Origin of the sequence: Streptomyces lincolnensis (assembly GCF_021173675.1) — a bacterium.
Lineage (GTDB): Bacteria > Actinomycetota > Actinomycetes > Streptomycetales > Streptomycetaceae > Streptomyces > Streptomyces lincolnensis_B.
Map to the genome: position 1 here is coordinate 240314 of NZ_JAIHON010000011.1, position 25738 is coordinate 266051.

Here is a 25738-nt window from a genome sequence, read left to right on the forward strand (position 1 = left end):
GTGCTGAAGGCGACGCTGAGGAGCTTTCTCGCGCACAAGGGACGCCTGGTGCTGTCCGCCCTGGCCGTGGTGCTGTCCGTGGCCTTCGTCGCGGGCAGTCTGATCTTCTCGGACACCCTGAGCCGCACCTTCGACCGGCTCTTCGCCTCGACCGCGCCGGACGTCACGGTCAGCCCGAAGGAGAACCTCGACGAGGCCATCCCGTCCGGCATGACCCCCACCGTCCCGGCCGCGCTCGCCCAGCAGCTGGCCCGGGTCGACGGGGTCGCCGCCGCCCGTGCGGACGTCGGCGTCGAGAACATCACGGTCGTCGACGAGGACAACGAGTCGGTGGGCCCGACCACCGGCGCCCCGACCATCGGCAGCGACTGGAACCCGACCGAGCGCACTCCCCTGGAGCTCACCTCCGGCCGCGCACCGCGCGGCCCCTCCGAGGCGATGCTCGACGCGGAGACCGCCGACGGCAAGGACGTGGAGATCGGCGACACGCTCACCGTGATCGCGGCCCCGGGGTCGTTCAAGGTCGAGATCGTCGGCATCGCCACGTTCACCACCACCAACCCCGGTGCCGCACTGGTCTTCCTCGACCCCGAGAGCGCGCGGGAGAAGCTCCTCGGCGACCCGGCGGCCGCCACCGGCATCTCCGTGGACGCCGCCGAGGGCGTGAGCGACGACCGGCTCAAGCAACGGGTGGCCACCACGCTCGGCGCGGACCGCTACGACTACCGGACCGCCGACGAGCAGGCCGAGTCCGACCTCGACCAGCTCGGCGGCTTCCTCGACATCATCAAGTACGTGATGCTCGGCTTCGCCGGAATCGCCGTGCTGGTCGGCGTCTTCCTGATCGTCAACACCTTCTCGATGCTGATCGCCCAACGCACCCGCGAGCTGGGCCTGCTGCGCGCGCTGGGCGCCGACCGGCGCCAGGTCCGCCGCTCGGTGCTCACCGAGGCGACCCTGCTGGGGCTGGTCGGTTCGACCGTGGGCCTGGCCACCGGGATCGGCCTGGCGGCCGGACTGATCGCGCTCATGAACACGCTCGGCATGAACATCAAGTCGAGCGAGATGGTGATCGGCTGGGCCACTCCCGTGGCCGCGTACGTCGTCGGGGTCGGCGTCACCTTCGTCGCCGCCTATCTGCCGGCGCGCCGGGCGGCCGGCGTCTCGCCGATGGCGGCCCTCGCCGATGCCGAGATCGCCGGCGTCGGACGGCCGCTCAGGACACGTGCGATCGTGGGCGGCACCGTCGGGGCGCTCGGCGCGGCAGCGCTCCTGGGCTGCGTCACCGCCTCGGAGACCGGCTCGGCGGCCTCGCTGCTGGGCCTCGGGATCGTGCTCACCCTGCTGGCCACCGTGATCGCCGGGCCGCTGCTGGTGCGGCCGGTGATCCGGGTCCTCGGCGGCGCCTTCCCGGCGCTGTTCGGATCGATCGGCCGGATGAGCCAGCGCAACGCCCTGCGCAACCCCCGCCGCACCGGCGCCACCGCCGCCGCGCTGATGGTGGGCCTCGCCCTGGTCGGCGGGATGTCGGTGGCGAGCGCCTCCATGACCGACTCCTTCGACCAGCAGATCGACAAGACCCTGGGCGCCGACTACGTCATCCAGAACACCAACTTCCTGCCCTTCCCGCAGGAGGTCACCGACGCGGTCCGGGACACCCCGGGCGCCGGGCTCGTCGTACGGTCGCGGTTCACCCCCGTCGCCGTACGACTGCCGGACGGCGACCGGGTGGAGACGACCGCGGCGGCCTACGACCCGCGGCTCGACGACGTCGCCCGCATCACCTACGCCGAGGGCGACACCCCTGCGGCGCTCGCGGCCGGCCGGATGGCCATGGACCGGGACTTCGCACGCGACCACGGCGTACGGGTCGGCAGCGCGATCCCCGTGGAGTTCCAGGGCGGCCGCACCACCGAGCTGACGGTGGGCGCACTCACCGACCAGGACCAGGCCGAGGGCTTCGGGACCCAGGGCGGCCTGTACTTCGGCCTGGCCACGCTGGACCGGTTCGCGCCGGGCGGGCAGGACTCCGCGCTGTACGTGAACGCCGCCTCCGGGACGAGCGCCGACGATCTGCGCACGAACCTGGAGAAGACGCTCGACCCCTATCCGCAGGTGCAGGTGCGCGACCTGGCCGACTACAAGGAACTGGTCCACGACCAGATCGCGGTGCTGCTCTACCTCGTGTACGCGCTGCTCGGGCTGGCGATCGTCATCGCGGTGCTCGGCGTGGTCAACACCCTCGCGCTGTCGGTCGTCGAGCGCACCCGGGAGATCGGCCTGCTGCGGGCCATCGGGCTGGCCCGGCGTCAGTTGCGCCGGATGATCCGGCTGGAGTCGGTGGTGATCGCGGTGTTCGGCGCGGTGCTGGGCCTCGCGCTGGGCCTGGTGTGGGGCGTGTGCACCCAGCAGGTGCTGGCGCTCCAGGGCATGAAGGCGCTGGCGATCCCCTGGGGCACGATCGTCGCGGTGGTGGTCGGCTCGGCGGTGGTGGGTGTCGTGGCGGCCCTGCTGCCCGCGCTGCGCGCCTCCCGTATGAACGTGCTGGCGGCCATCGCACACGAGTGACGGAAGCGTCGGCGTCGGCGTCGGCGTCGGCGTCGGCGTCGGCGTCGGCACGAACGTCCCCGCCCAGGGGAGGTGGTTGACCCGGCGAGCGCGGGCACTCGGTGGCCAAAGCATTCCGGAGGCCGGAGGACATCATGAGCGCGACGGCACGGGGCTCCCACGACGATCCGACCCGGCAGAAGAGGCTGGGCATCTACCTCAACGATCATCTGGCCGGGGCGACGGCGGGCACCGAGCTGGCCCGCCGTATGGTGCGCGAGCACCGCGGATCGACGTACGGCGACGCTCTGGAGAACCTGGCGGCGGAGATCGCGCAGGACCGGCGGGCCCTGCTGCGGCTGCTCGGAGACCTGGACATTCCGGTGCGGCGGTACAAGGTGTACGGGGCGTGGCTGGGCGAGAAGGCCGGGCGGGTCAAGCCCAACGGCCGACTGCTGCGGCGCTCCGGCCTCACCCTGTTGATCGAGCTCGAGGCCCTGCGGCTGGGCGTCCAGGGCAAGGCGTCCCTCTGGCACGCCCTGCTCTCCGCGTCGGCCCAGGACTCCCGGCTGGACGCCGACCGGCTCGAACAGCTGCTCCAGAGGGCGGACCGGCAGATCAAGACCCTGGACACCCTGCACGCCAGGGCCGTGATGCCCGTACTGCTCCCGTCGGCGTCACCGGAACCGGCACCGAAGGCCCCGTCCGGCAAGGGGGCACCGGCGTGACCACGGCCGGGCGGACCGCCGCTTTGCCCGTGAACGCCCTACGCCGTAGTCCGTCGACCCCGGCCATGTCAGCTCCTCTCCCGTGAGGCGAGGTCGGGGTGCGAAACCGGTGGTCGGAGGGGCCGGTGCCCTGCTTGACTCACGCCATGAACGATCTGCGCATCCGCCCCGCCGACCACCCCGACATCGACACCGTGCTCCGGTTCTGGCGCGAGGCCGCGGAGGGAACGAGCATCAGCGACGACCGGGAGGGCGTGGAACGCCTGGTGACCCGCGACCCCGAGGCGCTCATCCTGGCCGAACTCGACGGGGAACTGGTCGGCACGGTGATAGCGGGCTTCGACGGCTGGCGCTGCCATCTGTACCGGCTCGCGGTGCACCCGGACCGGCGGCGCCGGGGCATCGGCGGCGCCCTGCTCACCGCGGCCGAGGAGCGCTTCGTACGGCTGGGCGGGCGCCGCGGGGACGCGATGGTGCTGACGGCCAACGAGAACGCGCACCACGCGTGGCGGGCCGCCGGATACGCGCCGGAGGAGCGCTGGCGCCGCTGGGTGAAACCCCTCACCGCCTGACTCCCTCCACCGCCTGACGCCCCTCGCCCGTCCTCTTACCCTTGGGGGACCATTCGGTCCGTGAAAGACCGGACCTCGAAGGAAAGGTGTGAGCGTCCGCCCATGGGCGAGCCTCCCAGTGGTACGCGAGATCGCGCGGCCCTCCCCACTCTGTCCGATCATGGGACGGAGGTGACCCGATGACCGAACTGCTCCTCCTGCTGGTGGCGGTGCTGCTGTCGCTCGCCTGCGGTGCCTTCGTGGCCGCGGAGTTCTCGCTGACCACGGTCGAGCGCAGCGAGCTGGAACGGGCCGTGGAACGCGGCGAGCGGGGCGCGTCCGGTGCCCTGAAGGCCGTACGGAATCTGACGTTCCAGCTCTCCGGCGCCCAGCTCGGCATCACGGTGACGAACCTGGTGGTCGGCATGCTGTCCGAGCCGTCGATCGCCGCGCTGATCGCGGGTCCGCTGCGGTCGGCCGGTGTCTCGGACTCGGCGGCGTCCTCGCTCGCGCTGGTGCTCGGCACCGCGCTGTCGACGGTGTTCCTGATGGTCGTCGGCGAGCTGGTGCCCAAGAACTGGGCGATCTCCTCGCCGCTGGCGGTGGCCAAGCGGGTGGGCAACGCGCAGCGCTGGTTCAGCGCCGCCTTCCGCCCCTTCATCACCCATCTGAACAACACCGCCAACCGGGTCGTACGGCGTTTCGGACTGGAGCCCGCCGAGGAGCTGGCCTCCGCCCGGGGGCCTCAGGAGCTGGCCGCACTGGCCCGGCACTCCGCCCGGGAGGGCGCCCTGGAGGCGGACACCGCCGAGTTGTTCGTCCGCACGCTGAACCTCGCCGACCTCAGCGCCGAGAACGTCATGACACCGCGTGTCCAGGTCATCGCCCTGGACGCCCAGGCGACCTGCGAGGACGTCGCGAACGCGACCCGGGCGACCGGGCTGTCCCGCTTCCCGGTCTACCGCGGCAACCTCGACTCGGTCGTCGGGATCGCGCACATCAAGGACGTCCTGACCATCCCGGCGGGGCGCCGGCCCCGCGTGCCGGTCTCCGAGATCGTGCGCGAGCCGCTCCTGGTCCCGGAGTCGCTCACCGTCGACCGGCTCCTGGACCGGCTGTCGGGCAAGCGCACCATGGCCGTCGTCATCGACGAGTACGGCGGTACGGCGGGCGTGGCCACCCTGGAGGACATCGTCGAGGAGGTCGTCGGCGAGGTGCGGGACGAGCACGACCCGCACGAGACGCCCGACCTGGCCCCGGCCGGCACCGACGACGAGGGCCGCACCCTGTACTCGGCCGACGGATCGGCCCGCATCGACCAGCTCGCGCGCGTCGGCCTGCGGGCGCCCGAAGGGCCGTACGAGACGCTGGCCGGTCTGGTGGCGAACGAGCTCGGCCGGATCCCGGCCGTCGGCGACCGCGTCGACGTCACCGGCTGGCGACTGGACGTGGTGGACGCCTCGGGCCGCAGAGCCGCCCGCCTGCTGCTGCACGCGCCGCCGCCGGGCGGGGAGACGGACGGGGAGGACGCATGACCGCGATCCAACTGCTGATCGGTCTGGCGACCCTCGTCGTCAACGCCTTCTTCGTGGGCGCCGAGTTCGCGCTGATCTCGGTGCGCCGCAGCCAGATCGAGCCGTACGCCGAGGAGGGCGACCGGCGGGCCAGGAGCGTGCTGTGGGGACTCCAGCACGTGTCCGCGCTGATGGCCGCCGCGCAGCTCGGCATCACGCTGTGCACGCTGGTGCTGGGCGTGGTCGCCGAGCCGGCGATCGAACACCTGCTGGAGCCGGTGTTCCACGCGATGGGCGTGCCGGAGGGCGCGGGGCACGCGGTGTCCTTCGTCATCGCGCTGACCCTGGCGACGTATCTGCACATGCTGCTCGGCGAGATGGTGCCGAAGAACATCGCGCTCGCCGAGCCGGTGCGCAGCGCACTGCTGCTGGGACCGCCGCTGGTGGCGCTGTCCCGCGCGCTGCGCCCGGTGATCTTCACGATCAACGCCTTTGCGAACGCCGTGCTGAAGCTGTTGCGGGTGGAGACCAGGAACGAGGTCACGGCCACCTTCTCGGACGCCGAGCTGGCCCGGATCGTGCGGGACTCCGGCGAGGCCGGCCTGATCGACGACCGCGCGCGGGAGCGGCTGCACGACGCGCTGGAGCTGGGCCGCCGGCCGGTGCGGGACGTCGTACTGCCGCTGGACCGCGTCGCCTACGCGTTCCTGGGCGTCACGCCCGACCGGCTGGAGGAGATGTCCGCCGAGTCCGGCTACTCCCGTTTCCCGGTGGTGGACGAGGAGCGGCACATCATCGGCTACCTGCACGTCAAGGACGCCCTCGACCAGGCCCCGCGGGACCGACCGTTCCGGCGGGAGGACATGCGGGCCATCGCCCGGATCCGGGAGACCACCCCGCTGGACGACGTCCTCACGGCCATGCGCCGCAGCCGTACGCATCTGGCGGCCGTGGAGGGCGGGGACGGGCGGCTCACCGGGCTGGTGACCATGGAGGACGTGCTGCGGGAGCTGTTCGGTCAGCCGGCGTGAGGGAACGGGGGGAGTCGGGGAGAGCGCCGGGAGGCTGAGCGGGCCGACCGACCGCCGGGTATGCGCCTCGGGATACCATTTCTGTCGCCATGCAGACGAATCCCACATACACCAGCCTGGTCGCGGTCGGCGACTCCTTCACCGAGGGCATGTCGGACCTGCTGCCCGACGGCACCTACCGGGGCTGGGCCGACCTGCTCGCCGGCCGGATGGCGGCCCACTCCCCCGGCTTCCGTTACGCCAACCTCGCGGTGCGCGGCAAGCTGATCGGGCAGATCGTCGCCGAGCAGGTCGACGTGGCCGCGGCCATGCGGCCCGACGTGATCACCCTGGTGGGCGGGCTGAACGACACCCTGCGGCCCAAGTGCGACATGGGCCGGGTGCGCGCCCTGCTCACCGAGGCCGTCGAGCGGCTCGCCCCGTCCTGCGAACAGCTGGTGCTGATGCGCAGCCCCGGCCGTCAGGGCCCGGTCCTGGAGCGCTTCCGGCCACGCATGGAGGAGCTGTTCGAGTGTGTCGAGGAGCTCGCCCAGAAGCACGGCGCGCTGGTGGTTGACCTCTACGGGGCGCCCTCGCTGAGCGACCCGCGCCTGTGGGACGTGGACCGGCTGCACCTGTCGGCCGAGGGACACCGCCGGGTCGCGGAGGCGGTCTGGCAGGGGCTCGGCTACGAGCCCGAGGACACCGAGTGGCGCACCCCGCTGCCCCTCACCCCGCCGCCGGGATGGGCGGCCCGCCGCATCGCGGACGCCCGCTTCGCCCGGCAGCACCTCCTGCCGTGGATCGCCCGCCGCCTCACCGGCCGCTCCTCGGGCGACGGCCTGCCGCCGAAGCGGCCGGAGCTACTGCCGTACGAGGGTCGGATACCTCCTGAGAGGCCGACGGACTAGGTGCTCCCGCCCACCCGCGTGATCAACGTCAGGGGCCGGATCCACGAGTACGGCCCCGGGCTGGAGCACGCCCGCGAGGACGTCGCCGCGCAAGGGCACTCCGGCCATGCCCGTGCCCCGCGGCCTCCTTGCGTTGCGACACTCATGTGCCGCCATCAGTGGACGGTGGCCAAGGCGTGGCGGCCAAGGCGCGGAGCGCGGTGACCGGTTTGCGTAGTCCATAGGCGACTGCCGTCGACGTTCCGTCGGCATGGCTCCAGGTCAGCAGCGCGCGTCCGTCTGCGACGCTGCCCTGTGCCGTGGTCGGTTCGCCGCTGAGCGGCAGGCGGCCGACGATTTTGACGGTGAGGCCGGCGATCTCGGTCCAGAAGTAGTCGTCCTGCGGCGGCCCCGGTGCTGGGAGACCGAGGGCGGAAGCCGCCGCGGTCCTGCCCTGGGCGAGGGCGTTGGACCAGAAGGGGGCACGCCGGTCGGGCCGTGTGCCGTCGCCGCGGAGGTAGGTGACGTCGCCGGCGGCGAACACTCCGGGCACGGTGGTGGCGCAGGCATGGTCGATGCCGACGCCGAGACGGTCGGCGAGGCCGGTCCCTGCCAGCCAGCCGGTGCTGGGTACTTCTCCGGCGCAGGTGACCACCAGGTCCGCGGTGAGCTCGGTGCCGTCGGGGAGCGCCACGCCGCTCACGGGGTCGCCGGTCAGGGTGGCGAAGCCGGTGGCCTGCAGGAAGCGGATGCCGTACGCCGCAGCGCGTGTGGTGATCGCGGCGGACAGGTGGTCGCCGAGGATGCGTTCCAGCGGCCGGTCGGTGTCCACGACGGTGACCGGGATGCCGCGGGCGGCGCAGGCGCTGGCCACCTCCATGCCGAGGAAGCCGGCGCCGATCACGATCGCCGAGCCCGCGTGCGCCAGGCGATCGCGGAGCAGCCGGGCGTCGTCCAGCGTCCGCAGGACGAGTTCGCCCCGCTGGCCTGGGGCGGCGAGCCGACGGGCGTCCGCTCCAGTGGCGACGATCAGCGCGTCGTAGCCGACCTGGCGGCCGTCGGCGGTGGTGACGGTGCGACGCCGGGTGTCGGCGGTGACCGCGGCCGAGCGGATGACGTCGGTGTCGAGTCCGTCGAGGGCCAGACCGAGGGTGTGGTCGGCGGCCTGGTCTTTGAGAACGGCTTTGGACAGGGGCGGGCGGGAGTATGCGCCGTCGTCCTCGGCGCCGATGAGCACGACCGGTCCGGTGTGGCCGAGGGCGCGCAGGTGGCGGGCGGCGGCGGTGCCGGCGAGTGACTCGCCGACGATGAGCACCGAGCGCGGTGCGGTCACGGCAGGACTCGCAGGGCGGCGACCGGGCAGGCGTTGACAGCGGCGCGAGCGGCGAGCTGATGCTCGTCGGGGACTTCGGTGCCCTCGAAGTGGTAGGTGAGTTCGGCGTCGTCGTCCAGGCTGAAGACATCGGGAGCCTGGTCGGCGCACAGGCCATGACCTTCGCAGCGTGGATGGTCGACGGAGATCTTCATGGTGCGGTCCTCAGCAGTCCTCAAAAGGGCGAGCGGCGGGGTTCAGGCCGGGATGAGTTCGAGCGGCAGGCGGTCGAGGCGGTGGATGACGTTGTTCAGGGCCCACTCGGGTGGGCCGGCGACCTCGATGCGGTCGACGCGTTCGACCAGGGCGCGCAGGATCGCGGAGGTCTCCATGCGGGCCAGTCCCTGGCCGGCGCAGCCGTGCGTGCCCTGCCCGAAACCGAGTTGGCGGGCGGCGTCGCGGCGGATGTCGAAGGTGTCCGGGTCGTCCCACTCCAGCGGGTCGCGGTTGGCGGAGCCGTACAGGACCAGTACCCGGGAGCCCTTGGGGAGGGCGATGCCCGCCAGATCCGTGTCGCGGGCGGCGGTGCGGGAGAAGGCGCGGATCGGGGATTCGTGGCGGACGACCTCGTTGACCGCTTTCGGGACGAGGTCCGGGTCCGCCTTCAGCAGGCGCCACTGCTCGGGGTGGAGGGCGAACAGGTACAGCGCGCTGGAAATGGCGCTGATGGTGGTGTCCAGGGAGGGTGCCAGGTAGTCGATCATCATGGTGGCGCACTCGGCGGGCATGATCCGGCCCTCGTCGGCGGCGCGCAGCAGGTCGTGGCCCATGCTGCCGTCCAGCACGGACCGGTCACGGACCACGCCGCGCGCGTAGCGCAGCATGCCGAGGGACGCGGGTAGTGTGCGCACCGCCTGGCGGTTGATGGGGCCCATGGCGTCGAAGGTGGCACCGGCCCAGCGCAGCAGATGCTCGCGGCCCCGCTGGGGCCAGCCGACCAGGTCGGGGACGACTGCCATCGGCAGCGCCGTGGCGACCTCCACCGCGTCGACCGTCCGCCGGGCGACGGCTGCCTCGACCACGGCGGCCGCCTGCTGTTCGACCGTGTCCTTCATCGTGCGCAGCGCCTTGGGGGTCAGGCGGTGTGCGAGGAGGGAACGGCGGCGGGCGTGCTCCTCGCCGTCACTGCACAGCGTGGTCCCCTGGCCCGCACGGTTGGCGACGGGGTTGAGGGCGACACCGCCCGAGGAGACGAAGGTGTCGTCGTCCAGCAGCACTTGCTTGCACTCGGCGTAGCGCGGCAGGGCGTACACCTTGTGCTTGCTCAGCCAGACCACGGGGCCCAGCGCACGCAGTGCGGCGTAGTGCGGATACGTGTCGCGGATGGCCGACGCCGCGTACAGATCGGGACGGTAGACGGGGATCTCCGTAAGCATGGGCATGAAGGGCCCTCCTGAAGGAGCCGCGAGAGAGCGGGGGGACGGAGCGCGCGCGTGGGGCAGGCGGCCCTGGTTCCGTCAGCGCAGCAACGCCGTAATGACGAAATACTCAAGCTTGATGGAATGCCGCGTCAAGAGTTACGGACAAGAAAACGATGAAACCATCAGAACTGCCGATTCCCTCTTGATCGAGTCCACCCAGCCGGCGCCGGCTAAACGGCGAAGTCGAGGCCCGACGCCTCGACGGACAGCCGGATGACGACGTCGTCCAGGTGCGTCAGCAACTCCTCCGGAGGCAGGTCAATGTCGGCGAGGGTGCGCACCGTGGTGCGCAGGCGCCGGCGCACACTCGGGCCGTCAGCCGGTGACGGCGTACGCCACCGCCAGCAGGGCCAGTACCGCGGCGGGCAGGGCGCGCACGGGCGGGTCGCCATGGCGCAGGTGGACCACCGTGGCGGCCCCCATGAGCACGGCCAGCCCGACAGCGGCGGCCACCCCGAGCGGGGCCGCGGCCAGGCCGAGCAGCAGTCCGGCGGCCGCCGCCACTTCCAGGGTGCCGATGATGCGGTAGAGCCCGAGCGACATGTCGAGATGCGCGGCCGCCTGGCGCATGAACGGCACGGTGGCGATCTTCGCCAGTCCCAGGGGGAGGAAGACCAGGGCCAGTGCGACGGCGAGAGCGATATGTGCGGTTCTCATGCCGGTCGGCCCCTGCGTTCGGCGCCCAGGCGGGCGTAGTAGTCGATGAGGTCTGGGGTATCCACGGTGGCCGGATCGACGACCTGCCCGGCCGGGGTGCCCTGGAGGAGACGTTTGACGGGGACTTCGAGTTTCTTGCCGGTGCGGGTGTGCGGGATCCCGGGCACTTCGAGGATGTCGTCGGGGACGTGCCGGGGTGAGGCATCGCTGCGGATCGCCTCACGGATGCGGTCACGCAGCGTGTCGTCCAGCTCGGCTCCGGCGGCAAGGACCACGAACAAGGGCATCCAGTAGCCGCCGTCGGGTTCCTCCGCTCCGATGACCAGGGCTTCCGCGATCTCGGGGAGACGTTCGACGACGTCGTGGATGTCGGCACTGCCAAGCCGTACGCCGTTGCGGTTCAACGTCGAGTCGGAGCGGCCGTGCACGATCACCGAGCCGTGGCCGGTGACGGTGATCCAGTCGCCGTGCCGCCAGACGCCGGGGTAGACGGAGAAGTACGCCTCGCGGTAGCGCCTGCCGTCGGGGTCGTTCCAGAAGTACAGCGGCATCGACGGCATGGGGCGGGTGACGACCAGCTCGCCGACCCGGTCCACGACCGGGAAGCCCTCGGCGTCGTAGGCGGCCAGTGCCACGCCGAGGTGGGGTGCGGACAACTCGCCCGCCCAGACCGGGGTGTTGGGGGCACTGCCCGCGAAGCCGGAGACGACGTCCGTGCCGCCACTGATCGAGGCAAGCAGCACTCGCTCCCCCACGTGGTCGCGGACCCAGGGGTAGGCGGAGGCCGGAAGGGTGGAGCCGGTGCAGCCGACCACCCGGATCGACGACAGGTCGTGCACGGACGGGTCGATGCCGAACTTGGCCATGCCCAGCAGGTACTGGGGGCTGGTGCCGAAGACGGTCACCCGGTGGCGCGCCGCCAGCTCCCACAGGATGTCGGGCTCGGCGAGGGGCGCCGGGCTGCCGTCGTACGTGCAGGTCGTGGCACCGGTCAGGAGGGTGGAGGCGACGAGGTTCCACATCATCCAGTGGGTGGTGGTGTACCACAGGAGCCGTTCGCCGGGGCCGAGGTCGGAGTGCAGGCCGAGGGTCTTCAGATGCTCCAACAGGACGCCGCCGTGGCCGTGCACGATGCCCTTGGGCAGGCCCGTGGTGCCCGAGGAGAACACCACCCACAGGGGGTGGTCGAACGGCACGGGGGCGCAGATGAGTTCCTCGGTGCGGGTGGCCGCGTCCTCCCACGGGACGACCAGCGACGGGTACGCCCGCGACGGCCACGGCAGGCCCACATGTCCCACCAGCAGCGTCGCCTTCAACGTCGGCAGGGCGTGGGCGAGTTCCAGGGTGGCGTCGCGGCGGTCGTGGGTGGTGCCGTTGAAGAGGTAGCCGTCGGCGGCGATCAGGACGGTGGGTTCGAGCTGGGCGAAGCGGTCGGCGGCGGCCTTGGGGGCGTAGTCCTGCCCGCACACCGACCACACCGCGCCCAGGCTCGCGGCGGCCAGGAACGCGACGATCGCGTGCGGGGTGTTGGGCAGGTAGCCGACGACCCGGTCGCCCTGGCCGACGCCGAGGTCGCGCAGGGTCGCGGCGACGGAGGCCACCTGGGCACGCAGGCGACCCGCGGTCACCTCGTAGCAGGATCCGATCTCGTCGAGGGCGATGACTGCCACGGCGTCGTCGGCAAGGTTGCGCAGGGCATGGTGGGCGTAGTTGAGGGTGGCACCGGGGAACCAGCGGGCGCCGGGCATCCGCTCCTCCGCCAGCACCTGCTCGTACGGCGTGTCCGCGTCGATGTCGAAGTACTCCCACACCGCCCCCCAGAAGCCCTCCAGGTCGGTGACCGACCAGTGGTACAAGGCGGCATAGTCGGAGTCGGCCATCCCGGCGTGGCGGGCGAAGTCCATGAGGTTGCTGTCCGCGACGGCCTGCGGATCCGGCGTCATGAAAGGCTCGGGCACACTCATCGGGTGACGCTCCTCAGCAGGCTGTCGTCGACGGTTCGTCGCGGCGGGTGGGGACTGCGGGTGCTGTGCAGAAGGGACGCCCAGGTAGCGGTGCTGGTGAAGTCGCGGCCCCCGGCGGGGACGACGTCCAGGACGACGCGGTCGGGGCGCAGCAGGACGGCATCCGCGCGGGCGGCGCGCAGCCAGGCGGCGAGTGTGCCGTCGTCGTCGAGGCCGGTGACGGGGATCGCCCGGATGCCGAGTGCGTGGGCGAGGGCGTTCAGCGCGGGCGAGGGATCGGTGGTGGTCAGGATGGTGAAGGAGTCGCCGAGCACCTCGTCGAGGCGGGTGCGCCGTCCGTCGGCGGTGATCCATGGTTGGGGGCAGAGCATTCCCGCAAGGCCCTTGCGGAGGCGGCGGCGTACGAGGGGTCCCGTGGTCAGGGGCGGGCTGAGGTCGCGGCCGGCCAGTTCGGTCAGGCCGGGTATGCGGCAGGCCGCGGCCAGGGCCCTGCGGCGGATCGTGGCGGCACTGTCCTGGCCGCCGGTCATGGCCCAGCCGATGGCGACGGCGAGCCGGATCACGTGCCGGGCGTGCGGCTTGCGTTCACTCTCGTAGGTGTCCAACAGCCGCTCGGACCCGCCCTGTTGGAGCACTCGGGCGAGCTTCCAGGTGAGGTTGTAGGCGTCCCGCAGGCCCGCGCACATCCCCTGCCCGATGAACGGCGGGGTGAGGTGGGCGGCATCGCCGAGCAGGAAGACCCGGCCGCTGCGCCACCGGTCGGCGATGCGGGCCCGGAAGGTGTACCGCGCCTCGCGGATGATCTCGAAGTCCCCCTCGTGCGAAGGCGGCAGCCACGGAGCGATCAATTCGCGGACCGGCTGCTCCGCCCCCTCGCACAACCGGAACTCCCAGCGGTAACGGTCCTCTCCGATGCGCGCGAAGGTCGCCGGCCGGTCCGGGTCGCAGACCTGGTCGACCCCCTCCCAGGAGCGCACGTCGGCCGTCGTGCGGACGTCGATGACGGTCCAGCGTTCCTCGAAGCGCAGGTCCTCCCATACGGCGCCGATCGCCTCGCGGGTGAGGCTGTTCGCGCCGTCGCAGCCGAGCACCGCCTCGGCCCACAGCTCGTGGTCACCGTCGTCGTCGCGGTAGGTGACGCGCACGGGGCCCTCGGTGTCCGGGCCGACACCGGTGACCTCCGCTCCGCCCCGCAGTTCGCATTCCGGGTACCGGGCCAGGGCGTCGCGCAGCACCCTCTCCAGCTCGGGCTGGTCGAACATGCTGGTCTGCGGGTAGCCGTGCGGGCCGTGCTCGGTCCGCCGGAACTCGGCCATCACCCGGTGCCGGGCGTCCAGCAGCCGCAGCCCGTTCGCCGGGCGGACCATCGCGGCGAACTCCTCCCCCACGCCCGCGGCCTGGAGGATCCTGCGCACCTCGTCGTCAATGGCGGCGGCACGCGGGAGCGGGTAAATGCCCCTGTGCCGCTCGAGGACGACGCTGCGGACTCCGCGCCGGGCCAGGAGGAGGGCGGCGGTCACGCCCACCGGCCCGGCGCCGATAATCACCACGGGTACGTCTGTCCCGTAACTTTCGAAGATCATGTGCTTCGGGTCCCATTCGCGTCCGTGACGGGGGTGCGCTGCTCGCCGAGGTCGATCCGGCCGTCCGGGGTCGCGATCGTCGCTGTGATCACGTCGCCCGGGCTGAGGTAGTGCGGGTTCTTCGCCTGGCTCTTGAAGAACGCCTTCCATTTCACGGCGGGCGGCAGCAGCGCGCCGATCTTCTCGACCGGCTTCGGCGGGGCCTTGAGTGCCGTACCACCGGGCGTCCCGGTGAGCAGCAGGTCGCCGGGATCCAGCGTCTGGAAGCGCGCCAGGAGGGTCAGGGCCCGGGCCGGGCGGACGATCATGTCGGCCAGGGTGCGGTCCTGGCGCAGCTCGCCGTTGACGCTCAACTTCAGCCGCAGGCCCAGAAGACGGGTGAAGTCCTCCGGCTCCAGCAGCGCCAGGTACGGCCCGGTCGGTGTGAAGGTCGGGTACGACTTGCTCTCGTAGAACTGCGTCTTGGTCAGCTGCACCTCCCGGGCGCTGACGTCGTTGGTGATCACGAGCCCGGCGATGTACGCGGGCAGGTCCCGCTCCTCGACCACCGTGCCGACGGGCAGGGGCGCGCCCATGACCAGGCCGAGCTCGATCTCGTAGTCGAGGAACCGGACGTGGGAGGGCCGGACGACGGTGTCGGCGGGCCCGCTGACCGAGCCGGACGCCTTGCGGAAGAAAGCCGGCGGGACGTCTTCGGGGAAGCCCGAATCGCGGGCATGACTGCGGTAGTTGACCATCTGGGCGACCACCCGGCAAGGAGTGGTGACCGGCGAGAGGACGACCAGGTCCGCGACGGGCGTGCCCACGTCGGCCGACAGTGCTGCCTCCCGTACGGCGTCGCGATCCGAGATCAGCTCGGCGGTCGTGACGGCCTGGGTGTCCACGGGGACGGCCCGCTCGCCGCGGACCACCCACCAGCCGTCGGCGGTGCGCAGGACATTGGTGCTCATGACAGTGCCTTCGTGAGGGGTCGGGGGGTCAGGACTTGGCGGCCTTGAGCAGGCCCAACAGGCGCGCCGGGTCCATTTCGTTGTCACCGCGCAGGGCCTCGATCACGTCGCGGACCCGCTGCGGGGAAGGGCTCGCGCCGAGGAAGTCGCGGGTGGCGGGTGGCCCCCACTGGGACAGGCCGCTGGTCGACAGGGGGGCCCAGCCGGGCTCGACCTCACAGGAGAACAGGTCGCCGTCGGCGAAGTGCTCCAGCATGAAGCGGTCGGGGTCGCGCCAGTAGTCGAAGAGCTGACTGCCCTCGACATGCCGGCCGATGCCCCAACTGCGCTGGTAGCCCCGCTCCTTGAGATACTCACCGCCCGCGGCGATGGCGTCCAGGTCGGTCACCTGGTAGGCGGAGTGGACATACCCCGCCCCTGGCCCCAGGTGCATCGCCAGGGTGTGGTGGTCGGCCGGCACGCTGCCCAGGTCGCAGCGGATGAATGCCATGACCGGGCCGCGCCCGCGCTGCCCGTCCAGGAAGAGAAAGTCGGACACGATCATCCCGAGGGTGTCCAGGTACCACTCCAGGGCCCGGGCGAACACCCTCGTCTCCAGCACCACATGTCCCAGCCGCTGGATCCCGGACGGCTCGCGCGGCGGGCGCTGCGTGGCGTTCGTACGACGGTGAGCCGTGCCGAAGTTGAGGAGCAGCGGCTGCTGTTCCGGCAGCGCGGGCAGCTGGTCGGCGCAGTGCACCACCCGCACCGGGAAACCCGAAGGGTCGAGCAGGTCGACCACCCTGCCGCCGCCGGGGACGTCCGCCTCCCGTACGGCCGCCCCGGTCGCCCGTGCCAGTCGGTCCACGTCGGCCCGCTCTGCCGCGCGGAACGCCGGGCCGATGAAACGGGACGTACGGCCACGCCGGATCACCATGCACGGCGAGCCCGCGAAGGTGCCCCGCAGCCACAGCTCCCGCTCCGTGCGCGCGGCGATCTGAAAGCCGAAGTCACGGGCGAAGATCTCGGCCCGCTCCAGGTCCGGCTTCTCGAACTCCAGCCAGGCCAGGTCCGCCACCTTGATCACGGGATTCCGGGAGCGGCCCGGATGCTCGCCACGCAGGGCACCCTGCTCGCTGTGCAGGTCCTGGTGGGCAGTCTTGACATCGGGTCCGTGAAGGTGATTTTCAGACACGGTAACCTCCTGGCAACATCACCATAATGATGGAATCATCAATCCTGACTCGATTATCGTCAAGGGGTTCGCCAGGAGAAGTGATGAATCCATCAGAGATGCTGTAGCCATCGCCTCCGCGGGTAAACTCTGTGCATGCCTACGTCAGCCCCACCCAGCAACCGGTTCGAGCGGCGCCGCGCCGAGACCCGTCGCGCGCTCATCCGCGCCGCGAGGCAGATACTCGCCGAGACAGGGGACACCAGCGCGAGCATCCAGGCGATCGCGGAGCGCGCGGACGTCGGTTTCGGCTCCTTCTACAATCACTTCGAGTCCAAGACAGAGCTGTTCGAGGCAGCGGTGCTGGACGCCATGGAGGAGTTCGGCCAGAACTTCGACGAGCGTCTCACCGGGATCGACGACCCGGCGGAACTCGTCGCGGCGGGCTTCCGGCTCAGCGCCCTCATGGCCGACTCCCACCCCGAACTGATGCAGATCCTGCGCCGCCGCGGCCTCGGCCACATCCACTCGGACAACGGCCTGACCCGTCGGGCACTGCGAGACCTCCAGGCCGGCATGGCCTCCGGCCGCTTCACACCCGTCGACCCGGCGGTCGCCCTGACCGCACTGGGCGGAACTCTTTTGTCCCTGGTGGATATGCGATTCGCCCGCCCCGACGTGGACGGTGACGAAGCCGCCGTGAACCTGGCCGAGATGGTCCTGCGCATGTTGGGCGTCCCCCCGGCCGACGCCCACGAGGTCGCCCGCCGCCCCCTTCCCGAACCCGCCCCCCGGCCACTCTGACGCGCCGGGTCAGGGTGCGCGGCGAAGCAGCGGGCGATGCCCGCGATCCCCTCACCCACGGCTCCCTCGACGATGGGTGCCAGGGCCTCGGGAAGGATCTCCTGGCTGCAGACCGCGCGTGAACCGTCCCCGTCGGGAAGCACGTCGATGATGCCCAGGTGGAAGTCGATGGGCTGGGGCGTGACCACGACGAAGCGGTACTGGAAGCGACGCAGTTCGGCGTCCTGCGTCACCACGAGGGACTTCATCGCCATCCCCCCGGGCTCGCGCAGGTGCCGGTGCGTGCCGTCGAAGTGCGCCTCCTGCACGGCCGGCTTGCGGTGCTCGGCGGCAAGGGCGCCGATGACCCGCCCGATGCCGGTCGAACCGGTGAAGTGGACGGCACGCACACGCGGATCCGCGATCAGTGTCCGCGCGACGCCGGCGGCGTCCGCCTTGTCGTTGGTGATGACGTTGAGGACGGGCCGACTGCGGTGCCCTTGCCCTGTCGTGTAGAGACGTACCCGGGTTGACGGTGAGGGAGCAGGCGCCCCCGGGCGGCGTGATGTCGGCAACGTCACGTAGCTGCCGTTGGAGGCACTGCCGCCGATGCGCCCCGTGGAACGGTCGAGGTAGCGCCAACCGGGCGCGGTGAACTGAGGGGTCTGCGGGTCGACCTACAGGCCCTGGCCCACGGAGGACACGCCGGACCACGGCTGGTCGGCAACCGACAGCCGAGGATGGTGCAAACGATCAGGCGCTGCGCATCCTCGACGACCGGGTCCAGCGTCCGCAGGCCGCACACACCCTCGGCCCGGCCCAGCTGGTGCATGATCAGGTCAGACTTGATAACCTCATCAACATTCCCCTGGTCGGCTCGTCTGCCAACCCAGAACTCACCGAGGCCCCCATGACCCCCACCCCCCTTCAGGACACCGCGGAACCCGTCGCCACCGGCCGTGCCGGAACCCGCGGTGTCCTGTTCGCGATGTGCCTGTCACTCGTCCTGGTCGTCGCGTCCGTGTCCGCCCTCAACCTGGCCCTGCCCGACCTGGCCGTCGATCTGTCGGCCTCCAACGGGGCTCTGACCTGGATCGCCGACGCCTACACCGTCGCCCTGGCCGCCTTGGTGCTGCCGCTCGGCGCGATCGGTGATCGCCTCGGCCGTCGCAACGTGCTCATCGTCGGCACCGTCGTCTTCGGCGCCGCGTCCCTGGCCGCCTCGTTCGCGGACTCCACGAGCACACTGATCGCCTGGCGTGCCGTCATGGGCCTGGGCGCCGCGATGATCATGCCGGGAACGCTGTCGACGATCACCGCGGCCTTCCCGATCGAGCAGCGCGCCAAGGGCGTGGCCACCTGGTCGGGCTTCGCGGCCGCCGGGGCGATCATCGGCATGCTCGCCGCCGGCGCCCTGCTGGAACAGTTCTCCTGGCGCTCGATCTTCATCGCCAGTGCCGCCGTCGCCCTGGTCGCCGCGCTCGCCGCCGCCCTGCTGGCCCCCAACACCAAGGACGCCCACCCGCACCGCCCGGACGTGGCCGGAGCGATCACCACCGCCGTGGCCATCGGTACCCTGGTCTTCGCGATCATCGAGGGCAACGAGCAGGGCTGGACGGAGCCCATGGTGATCGGCGCCTTCGTCGTCACGGCCGTCTCCTTCGCCGCCTACGCCTACCTCGGCCTGCGCAGCGAGCACCCGCTGCTCGACCCCGCCCTGTTCGGCATCCGGGGCTTCCGGGCCGGCGCCATCACCGTCCTGGTGCAGTTCATGGCCGTCTTCGGGTTCTTCTTCGTCGGCCTGCAGTACCTGCAACTCATCCTGGGCTACAGCCCGTTGAAGGCCGCCGTCGCCCTTGTCCCGGTCGCGCTGGCGGTGCTGCCGACATCGCTGGTCACCCCGCGCCTGGTCCACCGGGTCGGCATGAAGGCGGTCATGGCCGTCGGCCTGCTCCTGCTCGCCGTCGGTCTGTACGCCATCTCCTTCCTCGGGGTCGACTCCGGGTACCTGCCCTTCCTCGGCGGCCTGGTCCTGGCGGGCGTCGGCATCGGCCTGAGCGGCGCCGTCGGCACGGCGGCCATCACCGGCTCCCTCGGCCGGGGGCAGCAGGGCGTCGCCTCCGCCATGAACGACACCACCCGCGAGGTCGGTTCGGCGATCGGCATCGCCCTCATGGGCTCGATCTACGGAAGCCATTACCGCTCCTCCCTGCCCGGCACGGTCGACCGGCTCCCCGCCGACGCGGCCGAGTCCGTACGCCACTCGGCGGCCGCCGGCCTCCACGTCGCCGACCAGCTCGGCGCCCGGGGGGCCGGCCTCGCCGAGGGCGTCAAGAGCGCCTTCATGGACGGCTTGTCCGCCTCCCTGATCGCCGTGAGCGTCGTCGTGCTCGCCGCAGCGATCGGCGCCCTACTGCGCGCACCGAAGACACCGCCAGCGGCCGACTGACCCCTGCGACACCGAGGTCCGTGGCGACGTGATCGAGGCACTGCGGACCGGGCTCTCCGCAAGGGACGTAGACGTCTGATGCAGCATCAAGAGCGTCAGGCAAGCCGCGGCGGGCACGAATCGTCGGCCCTGCACGGACAACGGCCCGCCCCGCGGGCGCAACTGCGCAGAACGAAGCCGTCGGGCGGACCCGCGACCTCATCCCCTCACTCCCGGGGCAGCTGAGGGCCATCGGAATCGGTGACCGCCCGGCCGGAGAACGGCGACATACCCGGCACAGTCGGTTCAGACTGCCGGGCGAGTCTTCTTCCCCGCAGCGCGTGCCCGAATCGCAGGCCGCGGAGCCGCGGCTTCCACGGACCTGCACTTGACACGATCGCCTTATCGGCAACAGTGTAGCCATTATGGGTATCCGTGTGCCCGGTGCTCGGCCGGCACGTCCAGTCCGTAGTGCGGCTCTCCGACGTCCGTGCTGCCTGCCCAGCCGAAGTGCAACAGGTCGAGGACGGCGTCGGAGGCGTCTGGGTGTCGTCGGGTCGTCCTGCGCCGCCGTGCCCGGTGGCCTGTACGGCGGGCAGGACGACCCGAGGACGTAGCGGGACAGAGTCGCGTACGCGTACGCGGCGACCCACGGCGGCAAACCACTGTCGAGCAACACCGCGACACAGCGCTCCCGCAGCGCCATGGCGTTCGGCCCCAACGGAATCTGCTCGACCATCGGGCGCGCCGCGTTCCGATGCCGGGCCCTCATCGCCTGTCAGCTCCACGACGCCGAACATGCGGTCCACTACATGAGCGACCAGGGGCGCCCGGTTGTCGAAGTGCCGATACAGCGTCGCCGTGCCCGAGCCCAGACGCCGAGCCGGCGTCCGCATCGACAGAGCGTCGGAGCCGTCCCTCTAAGCAGCTTTTACTGCCGGGGACTCTGTGTTCGTGGGGTGCAGTCGAGGCCCCTCTGCCAGCACGGCAGGGGAGTTTCGGGCGAGCGCCGATATCGGACGTGGCCTTCGGCCGATCGCGGCCCATGAGAGCGCCGCCGATCTTCAGTAACGGGCGCTCGATCGGTCCTATGACGTGCCGTCCCCCGATGGAGCTCTCCGCCCCCGTGGGTTCGTGCGACGCGTGAGACATAGACGCGAGGCCGTCGAGGTGCTGGCCGACCTCGCCCTGGACCTGGCCGAAGCGTCCCGAGCTGCTGCCGTACGAGGGGTCTGCGGGCGAGTAGCGCTTCGTTGCCCGGGTGGGCGCAGGAGGGGGCCGGAGCGCCGGTGGCCGTCGTGCCCGGCACACTGTGCGGCCACCGCCGCGCCCGGCGCGCTGCTCAGCAGTTGGGCAGGGGGTTCGTCTCGCTGGAGATCGCCGTGTCCTTCATCCAGCCGTACTCGCCGTTGTCCGCGACCGTGAACTCCCAGCGGGTCGGGTGCGGCCCGCCCACCCAGTTCTGACCGTCCATCTTGCAGAAGAACCAACTGGGATTGGAGTACATGTAGCCGACGATCCTGCTCGGGTCGGGGTACTGAGTGCTCGCTCCCATCGTTCCGTAGACGGGCGCCCCCGACACGTTGTTGCACCACCAGCGGCCACCGCTCTGCCAGCACCCGGCGGCCGCGCCGGCGGACGGCGCGGCCGTGCCCAACGCGGTGGCGGCGATCGCGGCGGTGGCCAGCACCGCACCCACCGTGCTCCTGTTGCGCATATGAATCCCCCGTCATCGCTTTCCGTGGTGTCCCGCTCACGGGATCACCGTGACACCCCCATCGCACCACGATCGGTCGCCGGGGACACGGTGGCCGTCCGGCACACCACAAGACACTCACATCCAAAGCGCACTGTTCCGCAACGGAGCGACCCGACAGAGCGGCGGCGCATCCGCGATGTGAGACGGCGGCCATGCCAGCTCTGACCTGCGCCGGTCGATGCCGGCGACCGTAAGCGGCACCTCTCCGGCCGACAGGTAAACTCCGTCCACGTGACTTCCGCTCCCGCCAAGCCCCGCATCCCCAACGTCCTCGCCGGACGCTACGCCTCCGCCGAGCTCGCCACGCTCTGGTCGCCCGAGCAGAAGGTGAAGCTGGAGCGCCGGCTCTGGCTCGCCGTGCTGCGAGCCCAGAAGGACCTCGGGATCGAGGTGCCGGACGCGGCGATCGCCGACTACGAGCGTGTCCTCGACACCGTCGACCTGGCCTCCATCGCCGAGCGCGAGAAGGTCACGCGGCACGACGTGAAGGCGCGGATCGAGGAGTTCAACGACCTCGCCGGGCACGAGCACGTGCACAAGGGCATGACCTCCCGGGACCTCACCGAGAACGTCGAGCAGCTGCAGATCCGGCTCTCGCTGCAGCTGATGCGCGACCGTACGGTGGCCGTGCTGGCGCGTCTGGGCAAGCTGGCCGGGGAGTACGGCGAGCTGGTCATGGCCGGCCGCTCGCACAACGTGGCGGCGCAGGCGACCACCCTGGGCAAGCGGTTCGCCACGGCGGCCGACGAGCTGCTGGTGGCCCACGGCCGGGTCGAGGAACTCCTCGGCCGCTACCCGCTGCGCGGCATCAAGGGCCCGGTCGGCACGGCCCAGGACATGCTGGACCTGCTCGGCGGGGACGCTGCGAAGCTGGCGGACCTGGAGCAGCGCATCGCCCGGCACCTGGGCTTCTCGCAGGCCTTCACGAGCGTCGGCCAGGTCTACCCGCGCTCCCTGGACTACGAGGTCGTCACCGCGTTGGTGCAGCTGGCCGCGGCGCCCTCGTCGCTGGCGAAGACGATCCGGCTGATGGCGGGCCACGAGCTGGTCACCGAGGGCTTCAAGCCCGGCCAGGTCGGCTCCTCCGCGATGCCGCACAAGATGAACACGCGGTCGTGCGAGCGCGTGAACGGCCTGATGGTCATCCTGCGCGGGTACGCGTCCATGACGGGCGAGCTGGCCGGTGACCAGTGGAACGAGGGCGACGTGTCCTGCTCGGTGGTGCGCCGGGTCGCGCTGCCGGACGCGTTCTTCGCGCTGGACGGTCTGCTGGAGACCTTCCTGACCGTGCTCGACGAGTTCGGCGCCTTCCCCGCCGTCGTCGCCCGGGAGCTGGACCGCTACCTGCCGTTCCTGGCCACCACCAAGGTCCTCATGGGCGCGGTGCGGGCGGGTGTCGGCCGTGAGGTCGCCCACGAGGCGATCAAGGAGAACGCGGTCGCCTCCGCGCTGGCGATGCGCGAGCAGGGTGCCGAGCGCAACGAACTGCTCGACAAGCTGGCCGCCGACGAGCGCCTCCCGCTCGACCGTGCCCAGCTGGACGCGCTGATGGCCGACAAGCTGTCCTTCACGGGCGCCGCCGCCGACCAGGTGGGCGTGGTCGTCGGCCGGATCGAGGAGATCGTGAAACAGCATCCCGAGGCCGCGGGCTACACCCCCGGAGCGATCCTCTGACCCGCTTCACCCCCGAGGAGTTGGAGGCCGCCCGCGACCGTCTGGTGCCGGACGTCGTCGCGGACGGTCTCCGTGTGCTGTTCTGCGGCATCAACCCCGGTCTGATGACGGCCGCGACGGGCCATCACTTCGCCCGCCCCGGCAACCGCTTCTGGCCGGTACTGCACCTGTCCGGGTTCACGCCACGGCTGCTGAAACCGGCGGAGCAGGGGGAGTTGCCGTCCTACGGGCTCGGCATCACCAACGTCGTGGCGCGGGCGACCGCGCGGGCCGACGAACTGAGCGCGGAGGAGTACCGGGAGGGCGGACGGCTGCTCGCCCTGAAGGTGGCGCGGCTGCGTCCGCGGTGGCTGGCCGTGGTCGGGGTGACGGCGTACCGGGCCGCCTTCGACGACCGCAAGGCCCGGGTGGGGCCGCAGGAGCGGATGATCGGGGAGACGCGGGTGTGGGTGCTGCCCAATCCGAGCGGGCTCAACGCGCACTGGACGGCGCAGACCATGGCGGAGGAGTTCGCGCGGCTGCGGGTGGCGGCGGAGGCGTCGTAGTCCGGGGCTCGCACCGGCCCGGCAGTCCGTGACACGGCCCCTGTCTCAGGGCGGGTCCGTCTCGGTGACCAGGGCGAGGAGGTGGATCTCGTCGCCCGGGTCCCGGTCGGCCACGCCGAGGGCCACCCAGCGGTCGGTGTCGTGCGGCTGCCAGAGGCTCAGCTCGTCCACCAGGGCGGTCATCGACGCCCACGGCTCGGGTATGACCTCGCCGCGCTCGACGCGCACCACGAGCGTGCCCATCCCCCACGGCACCTGTTGTCGGCCCCAACGGTCGTCCAGGAGAAGGGTGAAGTGCTCCTTGAGCGCGTGGAGGTCCTGCACCGCCTCCGCGCGGTACGCCCTGTCGCCGGTCCGGGTCTCGTGGCTCGTCGCTAATCTCACGACGCAGTAGCCGGGTCCCGCCAGCACCACGTCCGGCCCGCCGTGCTCCGCGGCGAGGTCTCCGGAGCACAGCGAGTCGATCCTGGCGAGATGCTTCACGCTGTCCATGTGATCCAGTAAAGCGGCCGCCACTGACAATTGGCGGGCCGTCAGGCACCCGTCGAGGTCAGGCGGGTCAGGCGTCCCTGCCGCGGACCCGCCACGCCCCCGCGCCCAGCGCGGCCGCCGCCCAGAGCGCGGTCACCGCGAGCCCGGTCCAGGGCCCGAGGAAGCCGTCCCACGTCTCGTGGAAGACGATCTGGCCCGCCCGGTCCGGGAGGAGGTCGGCGACGCCGCTCGACAGGTCGCCCACCACGAAGGAGACGATGAGCAGGAACGGGATCAGGATGCTCAGGGTGGCGACACCGCTGCGCAGCAGCGCGGTGATCCCGGCCGCGAGCAGCGCCATGAGCGTGAAGTAGACACCGCAGCCGACCACCCCGCGCGCCCCCTCGGTCCAGCTCAGCGTCCGCGCGTCGGCTCCCAGGACCGCTCTGCCCACGAAGAGGCTCACCACGCCCGTGAGCAGCCCGGCGGCCAGGCACGGCCCGGCGATCGCCACCGCCTTGGCCGCGAACCACCGCCCCCGGTCCGGTACGGCGGTCAGCGCGCCCCGCAGGGAGCCGTCCCGCAGCTCGGAGGAGACGGCCACCGTGCCGAACGCGATCGCCGCCAACTGGCCGAAGTTGAAGCCGAAGAACGCGGCGAACAGCGGGTCGAACCCCTCCTCGCCCGCGTCGAGCGATGCCAGGGCGGAGAAGGCCGCCGTCACGACCACCATCGCGCCCAGTGTCGTGACCAGTGACCGCAGGGTGCGGATCTTGATCAGCTCGGAGTGCAGTACGGGAACGAACGCCATGGTCAGGCCTCCTGGTGGTGGGCGGCGAACTCGGTCTCGGTCGCCGTGAGATCGAAGTAGGCCTGCTCCAAGGTCGCTTCCTCGGCGGCGAGTTCGAGGATCGGCACGCCGGCGGCGGAGGCGAGGCGCCCGATGTCCTCCACGCGCGCGTCCGGCACGGTCCAGTGACCGTCCTCGTGGGCGACCGCCTCGTGACCGTGCTCCGAGAGGGCGCGGTGGAGCGCCGCCGGGTCCGTCGTCCGGATCCGCACCCCGGGCCGCACGCGCGCGTGGATGAACTCCCGCAGCGGGGTGTCGGCGAGCAGCCGGCCGCGGCCCAGGACCACGAGGTGGTCGGCGAAGGACGCGGTCTCGTTCATCAGGTGGCTGGAGACCAGGACCGTGCGGCCCTCCTTCGCGAGCCGGCGCAGCACCGCGCGGATCCAGACGATGCCTTCGGGGTCGAGGCCGTTGGAGGGCTCGTCCAGCAGGACCACGGCCGGATCGCCCAGCAGGGCCGCGGCGATGCCCAGGCGCTGGCGCATGCCCAGTGAGTACGTCCGCACCCGGCGGCTCGCGACCGACGTCAGGCCGGACTCCTCCAGCACCTCGTCGACCCGGCGGACCGGGATCCGGTTGCTCGCGGCCAGGGCGCGCAGGTGGTCCCGGGCGGTACGGGAACCGTGCGCGGCCTGCGCGTCGAGCAACGCGCCGACGTGGCGCAGGGGTTCGTCCAGGGCCGCGTAGGCGCTCCCGCCGATCGTGGCGGTGCCCGAGGTGGGCCGGTCCAGGCCCAGGACGAGGCGCATCGTGGTCGACTTCCCGGCGCCGTTGGGGCCGAGGAAACCGGTGACCCGGCCGGGGAGGACGCGGAAGGTGAGGTCGTCCACGGCACGGTGGGAGCCGTACTCCTTGGTCAGTGCTCGGACTTCGATGCTGGTCATGGCA

The 25738-nt window shown here is 71.5% G+C and carries 22 protein-coding genes and 3 pseudogenes; 10 read left to right on the forward strand and 15 right to left on the reverse strand.

What is annotated here, in order from left to right:
• From K4B79_RS31945 to K4B79_RS31970, 6 genes are all read left to right on the forward strand, one after another.
• Window positions 1-2568: an ABC transporter permease gene (locus tag K4B79_RS31945; RefSeq protein WP_232030783.1), complete on the forward strand. Its 2568-nt coding sequence runs from the start codon at window positions 1-3 to the stop codon at window positions 2566-2568.
• A 134-nt stretch (window positions 2569-2702) separates the two neighbouring features.
• Complete coding sequence (locus K4B79_RS31950) at window positions 2703-3275, forward strand: hypothetical protein (RefSeq protein WP_232030784.1); 573 nt, start codon at window positions 2703-2705, stop codon at window positions 3273-3275.
• 146 nt (window positions 3276-3421) lie between these two features.
• Window positions 3422-3847: a GNAT family N-acetyltransferase gene (locus K4B79_RS31955; RefSeq protein WP_232030785.1), complete on the forward strand. Its 426-nt coding sequence runs from the start codon at window positions 3422-3424 to the stop codon at window positions 3845-3847.
• A gap of 179 nt (window positions 3848-4026) precedes the next feature.
• The gene (locus K4B79_RS31960; RefSeq protein WP_232030786.1) at window positions 4027-5361 is read left to right on the forward strand and encodes a hemolysin family protein; all 1335 of its coding nucleotides are present in this window, start codon (window positions 4027-4029) and stop codon (window positions 5359-5361) included.
• On the forward strand, window positions 5358-6371 hold the full coding sequence (locus K4B79_RS31965) for a hemolysin family protein (protein WP_232030787.1): 1014 nt from the start codon (window positions 5358-5360) through the stop codon (window positions 6369-6371). The genes K4B79_RS31960 and K4B79_RS31965 overlap by 4 nt, the downstream gene beginning before the upstream one ends.
• Before the next feature lie 89 nt (window positions 6372-6460).
• A complete protein-coding gene (locus tag K4B79_RS31970) occupies window positions 6461-7261 on the forward strand; it encodes an SGNH/GDSL hydrolase family protein (protein ID WP_232030788.1) in 801 nt (266 codons plus the stop codon).
• A 142-nt stretch (window positions 7262-7403) separates the two neighbouring features.
• Here the strand turns inward: K4B79_RS31970 and K4B79_RS31975 are convergent, their stop codons facing one another.
• The 9 genes and pseudogenes from K4B79_RS31975 to K4B79_RS32010 form a co-directional block, all read right to left on the reverse strand.
• The gene (locus tag K4B79_RS31975) at window positions 7404-8573 is read right to left on the reverse strand and encodes an NAD(P)/FAD-dependent oxidoreductase (protein WP_232030789.1); all 1170 of its coding nucleotides are present in this window, start codon (window positions 8571-8573) and stop codon (window positions 7404-7406) included.
• Window positions 8570-8767, reverse strand: a complete 198-nt coding sequence (locus K4B79_RS31980; protein ID WP_232030790.1) for a ferredoxin — start codon at window positions 8765-8767, stop codon at window positions 8570-8572. Before K4B79_RS31980 ends, K4B79_RS31975 begins: the two co-directional genes overlap by 4 nt.
• Before the next feature lie 42 nt (window positions 8768-8809).
• Complete coding sequence (locus K4B79_RS31985) at window positions 8810-9994, reverse strand: cytochrome P450 (RefSeq protein WP_232030791.1); 1185 nt, start codon at window positions 9992-9994, stop codon at window positions 8810-8812.
• 227 nt (window positions 9995-10221) lie between these two features.
• A pseudogene (locus K4B79_RS47960) lies at window positions 10222-10329 on the reverse strand (protein phosphatase); the annotation flags it as partial.
• Between the two features lie 19 nt (window positions 10330-10348).
• On the reverse strand, window positions 10349-10690 hold the full coding sequence (locus K4B79_RS31990) for a DoxX family protein (protein ID WP_232030792.1): 342 nt from the start codon (window positions 10688-10690) through the stop codon (window positions 10349-10351).
• Window positions 10687-12654: an acetoacetate--CoA ligase gene (locus K4B79_RS31995; RefSeq protein ID WP_232030793.1), complete on the reverse strand. Its 1968-nt coding sequence runs from the start codon at window positions 12652-12654 to the stop codon at window positions 10687-10689. The genes K4B79_RS31990 and K4B79_RS31995 overlap by 4 nt, the downstream gene beginning before the upstream one ends.
• A complete protein-coding gene (gene mhpA / locus K4B79_RS32000; protein WP_232030794.1) occupies window positions 12651-14237 on the reverse strand; it encodes a bifunctional 3-(3-hydroxy-phenyl)propionate/3-hydroxycinnamic acid hydroxylase MhpA in 1587 nt (528 codons plus the stop codon). Before mhpA ends, K4B79_RS31995 begins: the two co-directional genes overlap by 4 nt.
• Window positions 14234-15187: a fumarylacetoacetate hydrolase family protein gene (locus K4B79_RS32005; RefSeq protein WP_232030795.1), complete on the reverse strand. Its 954-nt coding sequence runs from the start codon at window positions 15185-15187 to the stop codon at window positions 14234-14236. Before K4B79_RS32005 ends, mhpA begins: the two co-directional genes overlap by 4 nt.
• Before the next feature lie 28 nt (window positions 15188-15215).
• Window positions 15216-16361 carry a VOC family protein gene (locus K4B79_RS32010; protein ID WP_232030796.1) on the reverse strand — a complete coding sequence of 382 codons (1146 nt, stop codon included), beginning with the start codon at window positions 16359-16361 and terminating at the stop codon, window positions 15216-15218.
• Between the two features lie 135 nt (window positions 16362-16496).
• Between K4B79_RS32010 and K4B79_RS32015 the strand changes: the two genes are divergently transcribed.
• Window positions 16497-17144, forward strand: a complete 648-nt coding sequence (locus K4B79_RS32015; protein ID WP_232030797.1) for a TetR/AcrR family transcriptional regulator — start codon at window positions 16497-16499, stop codon at window positions 17142-17144.
• Window positions 17145-17443: 299 nt separating this feature from the next.
• Here K4B79_RS32015 and K4B79_RS32020 read toward each other — a convergent pair.
• Window positions 17444-17605 (reverse strand): annotated as a pseudogene (locus K4B79_RS32020) (aldehyde dehydrogenase family protein); the annotation flags it as partial.
• 428 nt (window positions 17606-18033) lie between these two features.
• Here K4B79_RS32020 and K4B79_RS32025 point away from each other — a divergent pair.
• Window positions 18034-19572 carry an MFS transporter gene (locus tag K4B79_RS32025; protein WP_232030798.1) on the forward strand — a complete coding sequence of 513 codons (1539 nt, stop codon included), beginning with the start codon at window positions 18034-18036 and terminating at the stop codon, window positions 19570-19572.
• A 521-nt stretch (window positions 19573-20093) separates the two neighbouring features.
• Here the strand turns inward: K4B79_RS32025 and K4B79_RS48695 are convergent.
• Both K4B79_RS48695 and K4B79_RS32035 read right to left on the reverse strand, forming a co-directional pair.
• Window positions 20094-20453 (reverse strand): annotated as a pseudogene (locus tag K4B79_RS48695) (TetR/AcrR family transcriptional regulator C-terminal domain-containing protein); the annotation flags it as partial.
• Window positions 20454-20893: 440 nt separating this feature from the next.
• A complete protein-coding gene (locus tag K4B79_RS32035) occupies window positions 20894-21268 on the reverse strand; it encodes a hypothetical protein (protein WP_232030799.1) in 375 nt (124 codons plus the stop codon).
• 273 nt (window positions 21269-21541) lie between these two features.
• Here K4B79_RS32035 and purB point away from each other — a divergent pair, with 273 nt between their 5' ends.
• Together purB and mug are read left to right on the forward strand one after the other, a co-directional pair.
• Window positions 21542-22984, forward strand: coding sequence for an adenylosuccinate lyase (gene purB / locus K4B79_RS32040; RefSeq protein WP_232030800.1), 1443 nt, complete (start codon window positions 21542-21544; stop codon window positions 22982-22984).
• Window positions 22981-23529, forward strand: coding sequence for a G/U mismatch-specific DNA glycosylase (gene mug / locus K4B79_RS32045; RefSeq protein WP_232030909.1), 549 nt, complete (start codon window positions 22981-22983; stop codon window positions 23527-23529). Before purB ends, mug begins: the two co-directional genes overlap by 4 nt.
• 45 nt (window positions 23530-23574) lie before the next feature.
• Here the strand turns inward: mug and K4B79_RS32050 are convergent, their stop codons facing one another.
• The 3 genes from K4B79_RS32050 to K4B79_RS32060 form a co-directional block, all read right to left on the reverse strand.
• Window positions 23575-24021, reverse strand: a complete 447-nt coding sequence (locus K4B79_RS32050) for a hypothetical protein (RefSeq protein ID WP_232030801.1) — start codon at window positions 24019-24021, stop codon at window positions 23575-23577.
• Window positions 24022-24088: 67 nt separating this feature from the next.
• Window positions 24089-24811: an ABC transporter permease gene (locus tag K4B79_RS32055; RefSeq protein WP_232030802.1), complete on the reverse strand. Its 723-nt coding sequence runs from the start codon at window positions 24809-24811 to the stop codon at window positions 24089-24091.
• A gap of 2 nt (window positions 24812-24813) precedes the next feature.
• On the reverse strand, window positions 24814-25734 hold the full coding sequence (locus K4B79_RS32060) for an ABC transporter ATP-binding protein (protein WP_232030803.1): 921 nt from the start codon (window positions 25732-25734) through the stop codon (window positions 24814-24816).
• Window positions 25735-25738 lie beyond the last annotated feature (4 nt).

Coding starts and splice junctions, on each gene's coding strand:
- K4B79_RS31950 (WP_232030784.1), top strand. CDS start 2,703: ATGAGCGCGACGGCACGGGGCTCCCACGACGATCCGACCCGGCAGAAG.
- K4B79_RS31955 (WP_232030785.1), top strand. CDS start 3,422: ATGAACGATCTGCGCATCCGCCCCGCCGACCACCCCGACATCGACACC.
- K4B79_RS31960 (WP_232030786.1), top strand. CDS start 4,027: ATGACCGAACTGCTCCTCCTGCTGGTGGCGGTGCTGCTGTCGCTCGCC.
- K4B79_RS31965 (WP_232030787.1), top strand. CDS start 5,358: ATGACCGCGATCCAACTGCTGATCGGTCTGGCGACCCTCGTCGTCAAC.
- K4B79_RS31970 (WP_232030788.1), top strand. CDS start 6,461: ATGCAGACGAATCCCACATACACCAGCCTGGTCGCGGTCGGCGACTCC.
- K4B79_RS31980 (WP_232030790.1), bottom strand. CDS start 8,767: ATGAAGATCTCCGTCGACCATCCACGCTGCGAAGGTCATGGCCTGTGC.
- K4B79_RS31985 (WP_232030791.1), bottom strand. CDS start 9,994: ATGCCCATGCTTACGGAGATCCCCGTCTACCGTCCCGATCTGTACGCG.
- K4B79_RS31990 (WP_232030792.1), bottom strand. CDS start 10,690: ATGAGAACCGCACATATCGCTCTCGCCGTCGCACTGGCCCTGGTCTTC.
- K4B79_RS31995 (WP_232030793.1), bottom strand. CDS start 12,654: ATGAGTGTGCCCGAGCCTTTCATGACGCCGGATCCGCAGGCCGTCGCG.
- mhpA (WP_232030794.1), bottom strand. CDS start 14,237: ATGATCTTCGAAAGTTACGGGACAGACGTACCCGTGGTGATTATCGGC.
- K4B79_RS32005 (WP_232030795.1), bottom strand. CDS start 15,187: ATGAGCACCAATGTCCTGCGCACCGCCGACGGCTGGTGGGTGGTCCGC.
- K4B79_RS32015 (WP_232030797.1), top strand. CDS start 16,497: ATGCCTACGTCAGCCCCACCCAGCAACCGGTTCGAGCGGCGCCGCGCC.
- K4B79_RS32025 (WP_232030798.1), top strand. CDS start 18,034: ATGACCCCCACCCCCCTTCAGGACACCGCGGAACCCGTCGCCACCGGC.
- K4B79_RS32035 (WP_232030799.1), bottom strand. CDS start 21,268: ATGCGCAACAGGAGCACGGTGGGTGCGGTGCTGGCCACCGCCGCGATC.
- K4B79_RS32050 (WP_232030801.1), bottom strand. CDS start 24,021: ATGGACAGCGTGAAGCATCTCGCCAGGATCGACTCGCTGTGCTCCGGA.
- K4B79_RS32055 (WP_232030802.1), bottom strand. CDS start 24,811: ATGGCGTTCGTTCCCGTACTGCACTCCGAGCTGATCAAGATCCGCACC.
- K4B79_RS32060 (WP_232030803.1), bottom strand. CDS start 25,734: ATGACCAGCATCGAAGTCCGAGCACTGACCAAGGAGTACGGCTCCCAC.